Raw genomic sequence first — 12,630 nt, 5'->3', positions numbered from 1 at the left:
AGGCAACGCCAGCCACGCCACGCACGCAGGCGGGAACACCGCCGACGCAGCAGGCAACGCCAGCCACGCCACGCACGCAGGCGGGAACACCGCCGACGCAGCAGGCAACGCCAGCCACGCCACGCACGGTGGCGGGGATGTCAAGGATTCGGCTCTTCCGCCCACTGAACCGGGTCACCGCTCGAACGGTGTATCCAGTGCCGCTCAGCCCGCCACGACGCCTCACGCGCCCGCCGCTGGCGATGCCAGCGCTCACGCGGCTCCCGCGGCGCCTGCCCCCAGCGCGTCTCACGGTGCTCACAACAATGCGTTTATGAATGCGGATACCGGTGGTGCCACTCACGGTGCGGGTAACGCTGCCGCCCCGGGCACGTCAGGCCACACCGGCGCACCCGCGGCTGGCTCCCACGGAGCCCCGGCAACCAGCGCACCCGCGACTGGCGCACATACTGCACCCGCTACCGGCGCACCCGCGACTGGGGCACATGGCGCACCCGCTACCGGCGCACCCGCGACTGGCACTCATGGTGCACCCGCTACCGGAGCGCCTGCGGCTGGCACTCATGGCGCACCCGCTACCGGAGCGCCTGCGTCTGGTGCTCATGGTGCCCCGGCAACTGGTGCCCCTGCCACCGGCGCACCCGCTGCTGGCTCGCACGGTGGGGCTTCTGGCCACGGTGCTGCTGGCGGCTCGCCCGCTGCTCCCGTGCGCAACAACGGTGTGGGTGAGCGCGGTGCACCGGCTGAGGCTATTGCGCAGAAGAAGCCCGCTGATCCTGACAAGATATTTACCCGTTCGGGCAACGATTTCGGCACCCCGACGAACAAGATCGATACGCACGCTGGCGGCAACCAGAAGAGCTTGGATCATGTGGACTTCAAGCCCGGTGATTCCGACAAGGTTCCCAACGGCCAGTACCATCCTGTCGAAACCGCTGGTGGTGCCCGCCGCGGTGGCACCGATGGTGCCCCGACGGGTGATAACTTCGCGCCCCAACCTGCTGCAGCAGGTAGCGGGCAGCCTCCGCGAAAGCCAAACAATTCGTGGGACTCCGATGGTTTCTCTGCGAACCGGGACGATTACGATCTTTTCGGTGTTGAGAACAGGAAGGACTCTTCCTACCTGGATTACAGCTCGACCCACGCTAACGGTGAGACGCGCGGTGCCGATGAGCTCGTCGGCGCGGGCGTTGGCCGTAGCGATGCCAGCGTGGGCGCTCAGGGATCGTACGAGCGCGCTGGCGCCTTCGGCGGCAGCGATCCGAGCCGCGTTAGCCACGGAGCGGATGGCTTCGGTAGCACCGCTGATTTCGGTGCGAACGCAGGACATACGGGTCACGGCGCGAACGGCATCACTAATTCGGCTGATGTCGGTGGCGGCGTAGGCGACGCGTCGCGTAGTACCCACGCTGCTAGTGCCCCCACGGGCCAGGGCGGCGGCCACGTTGGTGCCGATACCGGTCATGGTCCGCACCGCGCCGATCCGAGCATGTCCACCGGTGACACGCACGGCGCGTCGCGCGCTGATTCCACCCCCGGCCATGGTGACACCCCCCGGGCAGGACAAGGTGGGGACAGCCGCCCCGGCGCACCGTCGTCACACGATGCCCCCGATGCACCTACCACACCCAAGAAGGAAACTCCCGCCGCGGACGGCCTGGGCGGCGACAAGCAGCCGCATAGCGGAAAGCATGCAGCAGACACTCCCACGACCCACGCGGATGAGGCCGCCGACGCCAGGAAGGCTGGCCACGGCTCCGGCGACGCAAATGGCACCGGTAAGGCCGATGCCGACGCTCAGCATGGGCACGATTCCGGTGAGCACGCGGACGCTGACCCCAAGGCGAAGGACCACTCCGCCAACGGCAAGGCCGACGACGCCGCTGACTCGACGCGCCACGCAGCCAAGGCCACCCCGGATGCACCCGAAAAGTCGTCCTACGACAAGATGGCTGAACAACTTGGAGGCGAACCCCCCAAGCCTGCTAAGACCACCCCCGACGGCCCTCAAACACGCGAGGAGTTCGCCAAGGTCCTCGACGACAACTACGAGGCCAACCACGCAGCCAAGGCCACCCCGGATGCCCCCGAAAAGTCGTCCTACGACAAGATGGCCGAAGACCTTGGAGGCGAACCCCCCAAGCCTGCTAAGACCACCCCCGACGGCCCTCAAACACGCGAGGAGTTCGCCAAGGTCCTCGACGACAACTACGAGGCCAACCACGCAGCCAAGGCCACCCCGGATGCACCCGAAAAGTCGCCCAACGACGACATGATCGAAAAGCACAGTGGTGACACGCAGCCGCATGGCGAAAAGCATGCAGCAGACACGCCCACCACCCACGCGGACGAGGCCGCCGACGCCAGGAAGGCTGGCCACGGCTCTAGCGACGCACATGGCTCCGGTAAGGCCGATGCCGACGCTCAGCATGGGCACGATTCCGGTGAGCACGCGGACGCTGACCCCAAGGCGAAGGACCACTCCGCCAACGGTAAGGCCGACGACGCTGCTGATTCCGCGCGCCACGGCGACAAGACCGAGGCCGACAAGCCCACGTCGGACAAGTCCCACAAGGAAGACGACGCCGCACACCACGACGGCGACGAGCACCCCAAGGACACCGACGACAAGCACACCACCAAGAACGACGACGCCGACTCCAAGTCCCCCAAGGACGAGGCCGACACGCACAAGTCCGACAAGGATTCCGGTGAGCACGCGGACGCTGACCCCAAGGCGAAGGACCACTCCGCCAACGGTAAGGCCGACGACGCTGCTGATTCCGCGCGCCACGGCGACAAGACCGAGGCTGACAAGCCCACGTCGGACAAGTCCCACAAGGAAGACGACGCCGCACACCACGACGGCGACGAGCACCCCAAGGACACCGACGACAAGCACACCACCAAGACCAACGACGCCGACTCCAAGTCCCCCAAGGACGAGGCCGACACGCACAAGTCCGACAAGGACGACGCCGACGGCAAGTCCGACAAGGACGACGCCGACGGCAAGTCCGACAAGGACGACGCCGACGGCAAGTCCGACAAGGACGACGCCGACGGCAAGTCCGACAAGGACGACGACGAGCATTCCGATGGTTCCCACGACGGAACCACCGATAGCCAATCGGATCTATTCCCTGACGATTACCCTGCGAACACATTCAAGGACGATGCAGATCCTGAAATCGGATCGCACGATTCTGATTTTGTTAAGGAACATCCCGAATCAAAGGAACCTCCGACAACAGTTGACGAGCTGGCAGAACGCTCACCCAAGCGTCCGCCCAACGACAAAGATGGATTAGACACCAAAATGGAGGGCATTGGAGACAGATATCAGACCGGGAAAGATATTACGCTCGATCCTAATGGTCAGCTCAAGAACGGTTCCCATCCCGAAATGAGGAGCACTGCAGACTGGGCAACCTCACGATATGCACGGGAAAATGGGGTGCCTAACTGGCGTGAAGGAATCGACCATGGCGCAGTCCCAGGAAGCGACAGATATTATACGAATCTGCACGAGATAACCGAAGACTTCCATATCACGGGATTGGATCGTACAGGTAACACCGGAGGGGACTTCCTCGCCCCAATCATCGATGATGTGATCATTCCTGCCGAATACCGGTCGACTCCACCTTCAAATATCAACGAGCCCTATCGTCAGTTAAAGTTTACTGATGAGCCGCTACCCGAAGGCTGGCGGGCAGAGATTTCAATCGCCGCATCCGACCACGGCTCTCTCGGTGGATCGCCGCAAATCCGGATCCTTGCACCTGATGATGAAGGTGCTCCCCGCGCAGTATCTATCCATGAGTTAATTCGCCACAAACCACCGTTACTTGAAGGAGTATCCGACCATGTTGGAACAGTTCAACGACCTGATTTCCATGCTTTGCAAGAACTCTTCAATCATGCACGAGGTGCACGAGAATAGATTGTTCTTTACCGTCGATGGAATTCTCTTTGATTCTTTCTGGTACTCGACAGACAACTACCGCTTCGGCACGAGCGAACGCCCCAGCCGTGTTGGCGCAACACTGCGAACCCCGAGCTCGACAGTTGCGAGATATGAGTTGCTGCGCCTTCTGGGCGGCTACAACCGATGGTCGCGAGGGCGGCAGTCCATCGAGCTAGCGGCCGACCTGGATTCTCTCCAAGCAAGCTGGACAGTAGTCCCAGGCCAGCTGTCCGGTGAACAGGTCCTGTCAATGCGCAGTTGCCCCGATGTAGAGTTCACCTCGTTCGACGAGCAACGCGCTTACCGGCTTGCACATCTTATGCAGTATCCCTTTGAGGACGCGCTACAGCTGTATCTGGGTGAGTAGAACCAACGCACCTTACAGAGTTTGACGTGCATGGCTTGGTAGTTTATCGCTCTCGTAGCTGCCGATTCAGCGTGCTGCGCCTAGGTAGGATGGGGATAGCCTGCCTCGATGACACAATCGGAGCAGGCCCCAACCTAGCGAAGGGAGCCAGTCATGTGGGAACAGTTCAAGAACATAGCTTCTCAGATCTTAAGTGATCACTTTGCACCCAATCTCATAAAAGATAACGGTGACAGTCTCGTCTTTATCGATAGGCGTAGTCTGGCAAGCTTTTTCGTCACCGAGAACGCACGAGGACTTACCATCGGCCGCCACGAAGAACGCAATACCGTCGGTACGTTCTTCACGAGCCCTTCCATTGAGTTGGCGACCATAGCACTGACACTCCTTGCACGCGAGGGGCTCGGCAAGCTCGTCGATATGCACTATCCTCCGGACGATCTTCTAGGCCCCGTACCAGGCACCGACTACAGCATCAGAAAAGACAGATCCAGCGGATTTCACCTCACCCACAATTCCGACAGCTCGCTCAGCGCAAAATGCGACTATTTTACATACGCCCGTGCTATCACCGAGGCCTCGACCCCCTCCCTGGGTTCACCGCGGCCGTAGAATCGAGGCAGTCGACACCACACGCCGAGGAGGACTGACCGTCGTATGAACAAGGAACTCGCCGCATACATCACTCACCTGTGCGAACTCTCCGGACACACGACCCGGATCGAAGATGAAATCATTCTGGTCAAGCCGGGTGAAGGATATACCGATGTCTACGAGGCGTTCACCATGGTCAAGGAGTACTACGCCTTCGGATATTTCGAAAGGTATTCATTCAGCGGGTCATACTTCGGCTCCGCGTCCTTCGAGATCTTCAAGAAGTTCGCGATCATGCACTTCGCCGCCGACATTCGTGCAGCGCACCAGCTCCCACCCCTCAACCTCCCACCAGTGACCGACGCTCACCCCGGTTTTTCCATCGAATTCCACGAACCCACCTCGTACCTGCTGACAAGCAAAGCCTCCCCCATTCCCACGACATACACAATCTTCTCGCCCAATGCCTTGGTCTCTCTGTCGTACCTGATGGGCACGTCAAGCGAGGACCTGCTCTCCCTCGTCCTCGAACCGTCCGGAGCTGGATACACCGCGCTCTTTCAGTGTTGACCCACATGTTGTTTCACCGTGTCCAACCGCTTATGCCCGAAGGATGGAGCGCCCGATGCTAGAACAGTTGCGTTCCCTGACCCAGAGGATCTCGCACGCAGACTTGAGCGTACAAAACATCGGAAATTGTGATTATGTACTTGACGCGCCCTACACGCGGTACTACCGATTCCGATTCGCTGATGGATTCTACGAAGTAGGTTCATATGAGCGACACGCTCCCGATAGCTTCAGTTTTCAGACGCGCAACGAAGCTATTGCCCTCTATCAATTCACACGAATCATTGGAGGATTGTACCGAAGCGCCCAGACTTACAAACAGCTGGCCACACCGTCCGGCTGGGCTGCCCTTCAGCCGGGGTGGGCTATTGAGCGGCCAGACATAGCATTAAGGTCTTTCGACGTTACAGAAGATAATGATCCGTCAATGCACTTTTCTACCTCTGAACCAGAATCCCACATTATTTTAACGTATTTCATGTCTTTTCCTCTCGATTCACTGATCGATAGTTTCCTCGATCCATCTGGTGGCGAGCTGGGCACCGATCATAGACATATCCACGCTCTCTCGTTCTAGTGGCCACCTATCACAGACGAGCATCAGCTCAACCATCAGCAAACTGACTCCAACAACCACACGACGAAAGAACAAAGCATGGATCCCGCAGCGATTATCACAACGCTAACGAATTCTGCAGCACTCCTTGCTGACATTACTTCAGACACCTACCACATCACCTGCGAGACCGACACAGCTACATCCATTCATATTGATCTGAGCTCGCAAAGCGTCACCAGTACTGATGACGACAAGCAAACCACGGTGAGCACACCGAATGCCACCGTCTTTTGTTTCGCCATCGTTTTTCGCTTAGCGCCCTTGTGGCGCCAAGCAGAAGGACTGAAGACGATCCGCGGAATGCACACCTTCAGTAATCTTGAAACTGAATGGATATTGTGCCGAGAAACACTGGAAGACCCCCGCTTCCTCTTCCGGCACGCCAACGATCCATCGCTCGTTTTCTCAACGACAAACCCAAACATGGACGCTGTCATTACAAAAACGAGCTCACTAGATCTCAGCGCTCTCCTCACTGCCTACACGCAGCCCGAACCATCGCACGTCTACACACTGATGTGAGGACACAGCCGAAGCGCATAGACCCCTCAACGAAGTTCCACACGACGCCCAGGAAGGACCTCCACCGTGCTCGAACGGTACACCGATCTCATCGAACGCCTTGTGCGCGACTCTTTGACCAGGACACGGGAGTTCAACCAGGCGTTGTCTTTCACGAATGACGGCACCCTCTATTTCACTGTCTGGGACGAGGACGGGACCACGTTCTTCTCATAGTCGGAAAGACAGCCATCGACTAGTGCTGATCTTCAGACCGATTCTGATTCTGTCGCTGCTTACGTCTTAACGATGGAGCTGGGATCAATGCGTGCCATGGCACTGCATTTCGACGTACCGAGATTCCCCGAAAGGCTCGAACAACTCCACCCGTCATGGGTAGCCGACAAGACTCAGTGGCCACCGACCTTGCTCTACCATCGTATCGACGATCCGAGCGTCCGCTTTTATTCAATCAGCTCATCCCTTGCCGTGCCCATCACTCACGCGATGCAAGACGACCTCGAAGACCTCCTCAAGAAATACATGGCCTAGGCCAACAGTCGGATCACTTCGGAGTTCTCTCGCTCCAGCGCACACGCCTTGTCGGGCCAGCCAGCCTCAAGTCCTCGACAAACGACTCAGGAAAGCATGAGACACTACAGACTATGACAACAATCAGCGACGACGAGTTCATCAATACCCTAACTTCACTCATGAACAGGCCTGTGAAGGCACTGAGCGACGATCACGTCTACTTCCACGGTCCAGATCCCCAAATCATGATGCACGTCTGGCGTGAGGACGGCTTTTATTTCGGAGGCACAAGCGAGCGCTCGTACGATCCAGGACCTGAAGTTCGCGCCAACGACCTCATCCCCGCTAAACAATGGCTCGTGATGGAGCTATTCGACTTTCTCCGAATCAGCCAGCACCTGAAAGATATCGGGATCGCATTCAGGCGCCTATCTCCCGCCCCACACTGGTCTCAAAATCTCGAGACAGGGGAACTATTTTACGAGGGGTCACCCACAGGGATCCTCACGGATGACTTATCACGTGCCGCCGCGAATCTTCCCTGGTTCCTCAACCACTCGCCCGAGCATCTCCTCGAAATCGCCCACATCGAAAGCACCAAGGAAGTCTGCCAGGCCCTGTTCGGCATGCCACGCGTCCCCTTCGCTAAGCCCACGGACAGACGGAAGTAAAACATGCTGTGGGAACAGTTTCGAAGCCTCGCGCTCCCACTCCTCGGCGAGCACTTTCCCCCGAATCTCATCAAAGACAACGGCGACAGCATCGTCTTCACCAGCAGGCGCGACTACAGCACCTATATTCTCACCGAGGATGAGAGGGGAATCGTCATTGCCTACGAGGGTGAACGAAACACCGTGGTTTCGTTCTGCATAACCCACTCCCTCGAACTCGCCACCACGTGTCTCACTCTGCTCGCACGCGACGGGATAGCCACGCTCACAGATATGTCGTACACACCTCAGAATCTCTTGGGTCCTGTCCCACACACGGCATTCACCATCTCGAAGAAGTCCCTACCGTTCTTCAACCTCACCTCGGCTATCGATCCCGCGCTATCCGCGAAATGCCGGTCATACGCATGCGCTCGTGCTATCGCCGAGGCCTACGGCCCGAAGCACGCACAAGCATAGACTTTTCGCCCACGCCACCAACGACGGCCCTGGAAGGACCACCACGATGCTCGAACAGCACAACGACCTCATCGAACGACTATTGCGCGGCTCGTCGACCAGGCAACGGGAGTTCAACCAAGGTTGGACTTTTACGAATGATGGCACCCTCTATTTCTCAGTCTGGGACGAGGACGGGAACACCTTCTTTGCATGGTCGGAGAGACAACCGGATACCGCTGCTTCCGTGTACACAGATAGCGACACCGTCACGGCCTACTTGTTGACAACGCAGCTGGGAGCAAAGCGCGCCATGGCACTGCATTTCGACGTACCGAGATTCCCTAGAAAGATCGATCAGCTCCCACCATTATGGGCAGCCGATAAGACCCAGCAGCCGCCGACCTTGCTCTACCACCGCACCGACGATGCATGCCTGCACTTCTACTGCTCCTCGGAATTCTACGGTGTGCCCCTCACTCACGCGATGCAAGATGATCTCGAAGACCTCCTGAAGAAATACATGGCCTAGGCCAATTTCCAGAGCACTCACGCCCCGGCCTCATCCCAGAATTTAACTCAGGCAGAGAGAGTAGGATGCAGCTATGCCCATCGCGGTGAATGGAAACGTTAACGGAGCACAGTTGTGGATTGCCGACCATCATTGGTGGGATTACCCAGAGATCTGGAAGCTCCCCAAGCGCCCTGAGGACGGCCAACTCGACTGGGAGCGCCTCTTCCCCCACCAACGCGACGTCGTTCGCCGTTTCACATCCACACTCCGTACACTATCAGGCTTGCCCGCTGAGTTACCGCGGGTGCCCTACCAACCGTTTGGCAGCCCAAATATGCTGGGCTGGGTGATGCCTATCAGGTCCGGTACGCGCAGTGAGCTTCGGTATGGCAAGTGCACCTCTGGGGGCTCTGTGGTGTCCCATCACCCCATTCGCGGGACTGACACGTTCGCGCTCCTCGTTAGTGTAGTCGGGGAAAATCCCTGGTTTGTCGTCCGTGCAGACGGACGTCCCTGGCACGCCAATCCTTGGGCAAACAACACGCGAGTGGGGTCCATCTGGGTGCGAGTTCTTGCCTGGCAACATACATCTGATCACATTCTGCCATTTGCCGAGATAGCAATACCGCCCGAGACGGTACCCGCACAGCTACGTAGCATCTATATCGAGCGTTCCCCCGACGATCCTGACCTGTACGGCTCACTCACACAGCTACCAACCCCGGCAGAAGAACGCATCAAGGTTCGAGATGTCCCCGTGTGGTGGAAAGAACCAGAATACCTTCGGTGGAAGCATTTTCTTCAGCCAGAGCCAGGCAACCCAGACTATTTTTGGGATGGGCCTAACTCTCTCGACGAGCGCAACGCTTACCAGTGCATCGTCCAATACGCACACCTGCTCCGCAATTGGACATCACCCTACGTCCCCTCCCCCAGATTTATACAACATTTCGGCTCTCCACAGGAGGAATCATGAACGAAGACAGCATCAAGAGCTTTTTGTCTCTCCTCGAGTCACTACCCCCGACCCCGTCGGTAACCTTCCGAGGATATGTCGACACATCCATCACAGAGCCGCGTGCGATTGCTTCTCCCGTGCTCACAGCAACATCGCATAACATTTCGATTGCGACAAACAACCTGGCGGTTCCACAGGTCGCTATTTTTATCGGCCAGAACGGACGAGACCTCAGCAAACTCATGATGGGCGCCCCCTCTTTCAATCTCGAAGAGGTCACCTACATGCCCGGCTCCTACTTCTACGTGCATGCACCTCAGGAGTACCTCGGAGTGACCATCCAGCTGTACGAGGAAATGCGTCTGACCGAAGGAGGAAAGAGCCTCACCCCCACCCGCGTTCTTGACTCGTGGACGCCTATTCTCATTGAGTTTGAGCCCGCGCTGCGCGCTGCTCGCAGCCAGCGCGTCGACCTGCCCGAAGGCGCGTCAGAACGTTTCCTCATTCCCGTGGGCTAACGCCTCAACACGACAAGAGCCGGCGTTGTTGCCCCCACTAGCTAGCGGGGGCAACAACGCCATCATCGACTCAACCACCCGGCGATTGACCACACGGAACGTCAGCCAACACGGCTGCCCTGCTGGCCGCCAAGGCAACAGCCAGAGCACACTCAGCTCGCGACAGCTGAGTGACTCGCTCCGTCGTGTCACATGGCGAGCGCTCGCCGCACGCAACGGACACCGCGCATTCCCAACAGCACAGGCCTGAACACACCGGGTGTCAACGAATGACGCCTTCGAGGATAGGATAACGCGCTTATACTCGAGGTACAGGAGTGTCACCCACGGGAGGACGTCATCATGGATGTGCTCGAGCAGCTGATCGAACGGGCAAAGAGCGTCGGCGTCTCTGCCGACCTCATTGGAGATAACGACTGTGTCTTCGGATACGGGGCGTCAATGAGTCAGCACTTTTGGGTTGACGATGGGCAGTATTTCTTTGGCTCCGACGAAAGAGCGACCACACGCTACTCAAACATGTGGACGTCTTCTCCTGATATCGCGTCACTGGCCTTGATAGAGCTCGTTGGCTCCTTCTACCGAATGGCTGCAGGCTACAGACAGATCAACATGGAATACGGGTGGCGCTCCTTCCCCGTTGGTTGGACGATCCAACGAGTGACGGGAAGCTCTAGCATGCACGTGACTTCCGAACGCCTTCCTGAGCTGAGCTACACAACCAGCTCACTCGACCGATACCTGCATATCCCCTCCCTCACCGTCTATCCCGTCAAGACGGTGCTCGACATGTTTTTCGACCCCGAAGCACCCCCTCTCGGCACGCTCGATGAGGTTCACAATTTCTACGCTCGTTTCTAACCGGAGAGGTCTGGTATCAACATGTCGATAGAGATGCTGACTCCGCTGTTTACCCCAATGACTCAGGTATCGGCAGACGATTCACGACACGAAGTGCGATTGACGGTATCGGACGACGTGCAAGCAATTCTGCATACCGATCAACACCTCCTTGTCATCAACAAAACATATGACAGCGGTACGGTTTCCTACATGCTGCGCTGCGACAACCACAAGATATTGCTGGCACGCCTCGCCCTTGTCCTCGGCGAGGCAAACCCAGAGCTAAACGGCCTGCCACCCACTGCCGTGAAAACGCTCAGCCGCCTCCAGTCCGATTGGACTGTGAGGCGCTCGGCCCTCGATTCGCCGTGGTTTGATATCACGTGCAATCACGATGAGAACCTCACGTACTCCACAACGTATCCCCCGCACGATGCCGTTTTGTCTCGGCTCTTCAATGTCGATACCACAACGCTGATCGACGCCCTCATCAACGAAGGAAGGAACGGGCCACTATTGGCTGCTTTGAGGAGCACCGACGACCTGTAGGGCACCCGACGCGTCATCCAACGAAAAGCTCTGATCGACAGAAGAGAGTAGAGAGCGTCTCATATGGATACAACGATCAGCGACGACGAGTTCATTGAGACAGTCGTTTCTTCCGCAAAAAGAGAAGTGCATGAACTGGCCGAAGAACACATCATCTTCCCTGGACCGGATCCTCAGGTCCTTATTCACATCTGGCACGAGAACGGCTGTTATTTCAGCGGAATAAGCGAACGATCATATAATCCGCGAGGAGCAGTTCGCGCCAACGATTTAACCACAATTAAGCAGTGGCTCGTGATGGAATTGTTTGATTTCCTTCGACTGAGCTGGCACCTGGAGGACATTGGAATCGCATTCAGATGGCTCTCCCCCGCCCCAAACTGGTCACAAGATCCCGAGACAGGAGAACTTCTCTACAAGGGGTCACCCACAGGCATCATTGCGAACATCTCCACACGTGCCGCCGCGAATCTTCCCTGGTTCCTCAAACACTCGCCCGAACGGCTCTTCGAGATCGCCCACATCGAAAGCACCACAGAAGTCCGCCAGGCCCTGTTCGGCATGCCACGCATCCCCTTCGCATAGACCCACGGACAGACAGGAATAACACATGCTGTGGGCTGAATTCGCGGCTCACGCCATGACCATTCTGCACAATCACTTCCTCGCGTAAACACAAAATGCCATACATGTCAGCTTCTTCGGAGGCACCATTCAATCGAGTAATTCTGCAGCACGCACGAGCATAGACTTTTCGCCCACGCCACCAACGACGGCCCCGGAAGGACCACCATCATGCTCGAACAGCACACCGACCTCATCGAACGCCTTGTGCGCGACTCTTTGACAAGAACAAGTGAATTCAACGAAGGTTGGACTTTTACGAATGATGGCACCCTCTATTTCAGGCTCTTCAGAGTTGAGTGTGGGTGGAGGCGTCTAGGCCTCCTGCGATGAGGAGCATTCGGAGTTGGTAGTTGGTGG

General features: G+C 57.8%; 15 protein-coding genes. All 15 read left to right on the top strand.

Features of this window, described 5'->3' with window-relative positions:
• Positions 1-313: 313 nt before the first annotated feature.
• Positions 314-3,946, top strand: a complete 3,633-nt coding sequence (locus QP415_RS10340) for a hypothetical protein (protein ID WP_285099966.1) — start codon at positions 314-316, stop codon at positions 3,944-3,946.
• Positions 3,870-4,337 carry a hypothetical protein gene (locus QP415_RS10335; RefSeq protein WP_285099965.1) on the top strand — a complete coding sequence of 156 codons (468 nt, stop codon included), beginning with the start codon at positions 3,870-3,872 and terminating at the stop codon, positions 4,335-4,337. Before QP415_RS10340 ends, QP415_RS10335 begins: the two co-directional genes overlap by 77 nt.
• Before the next feature lie 153 nt (positions 4,338-4,490).
• Positions 4,491-4,949 carry a hypothetical protein gene (locus QP415_RS10330; RefSeq protein ID WP_285099964.1) on the top strand — a complete coding sequence of 153 codons (459 nt, stop codon included), beginning with the start codon at positions 4,491-4,493 and terminating at the stop codon, positions 4,947-4,949.
• Between the two features lie 45 nt (positions 4,950-4,994).
• Positions 4,995-5,501: an Imm61 family immunity protein gene (locus QP415_RS10325; protein WP_285099963.1), complete on the top strand. Its 507-nt coding sequence runs from the start codon at positions 4,995-4,997 to the stop codon at positions 5,499-5,501.
• A 55-nt stretch (positions 5,502-5,556) separates the two neighbouring features.
• Complete coding sequence (locus QP415_RS10320) at positions 5,557-6,078, top strand: hypothetical protein (protein WP_285099962.1); 522 nt, start codon at positions 5,557-5,559, stop codon at positions 6,076-6,078.
• Between the two features lie 78 nt (positions 6,079-6,156).
• Entirely contained in the window at positions 6,157-6,642 is a 486-nt protein-coding gene (locus tag QP415_RS10315; protein ID WP_285099961.1) for a hypothetical protein, read from the top strand.
• A 66-nt stretch (positions 6,643-6,708) separates the two neighbouring features.
• A complete protein-coding gene (locus tag QP415_RS10310; protein WP_285099960.1) occupies positions 6,709-6,858 on the top strand; it encodes a hypothetical protein in 150 nt (49 codons plus the stop codon).
• 96 nt (positions 6,859-6,954) lie between these two features.
• Positions 6,955-7,173 carry a DUF4230 domain-containing protein gene (locus tag QP415_RS10305; RefSeq protein ID WP_285099959.1) on the top strand — a complete coding sequence of 73 codons (219 nt, stop codon included), beginning with the start codon at positions 6,955-6,957 and terminating at the stop codon, positions 7,171-7,173.
• A 113-nt stretch (positions 7,174-7,286) separates the two neighbouring features.
• Positions 7,287-7,826: a hypothetical protein gene (locus tag QP415_RS10300; protein ID WP_285099958.1), complete on the top strand. Its 540-nt coding sequence runs from the start codon at positions 7,287-7,289 to the stop codon at positions 7,824-7,826.
• A gap of 3 nt (positions 7,827-7,829) precedes the next feature.
• A complete protein-coding gene (locus QP415_RS10295; RefSeq protein ID WP_285099957.1) occupies positions 7,830-8,285 on the top strand; it encodes a hypothetical protein in 456 nt (151 codons plus the stop codon).
• Between the two features lie 46 nt (positions 8,286-8,331).
• A complete protein-coding gene (locus QP415_RS10290; RefSeq protein WP_285099956.1) occupies positions 8,332-8,796 on the top strand; it encodes a hypothetical protein in 465 nt (154 codons plus the stop codon).
• A 954-nt stretch (positions 8,797-9,750) separates the two neighbouring features.
• Complete coding sequence (locus QP415_RS10285; protein WP_285099955.1) at positions 9,751-10,254, top strand: hypothetical protein; 504 nt, start codon at positions 9,751-9,753, stop codon at positions 10,252-10,254.
• A 342-nt stretch (positions 10,255-10,596) separates the two neighbouring features.
• Complete coding sequence (locus QP415_RS10280; protein WP_007589832.1) at positions 10,597-11,115, top strand: hypothetical protein; 519 nt, start codon at positions 10,597-10,599, stop codon at positions 11,113-11,115.
• Between the two features lie 21 nt (positions 11,116-11,136).
• Positions 11,137-11,646, top strand: coding sequence for a hypothetical protein (locus tag QP415_RS10275; protein WP_285099954.1), 510 nt, complete (start codon positions 11,137-11,139; stop codon positions 11,644-11,646).
• Positions 11,647-11,709: 63 nt separating this feature from the next.
• Positions 11,710-12,231, top strand: coding sequence for a hypothetical protein (locus QP415_RS10270; protein ID WP_285099953.1), 522 nt, complete (start codon positions 11,710-11,712; stop codon positions 12,229-12,231).
• Positions 12,232-12,630: the final 399 nt, after the last annotated feature.

Source organism: Pauljensenia sp. UMB3104, assembly GCF_030217285.1.
Taxonomy (GTDB): Bacteria; Actinomycetota; Actinomycetes; order Actinomycetales; family Actinomycetaceae; genus Pauljensenia.
This window is presented reverse-complemented; position numbering and strand designations above follow the sequence as displayed.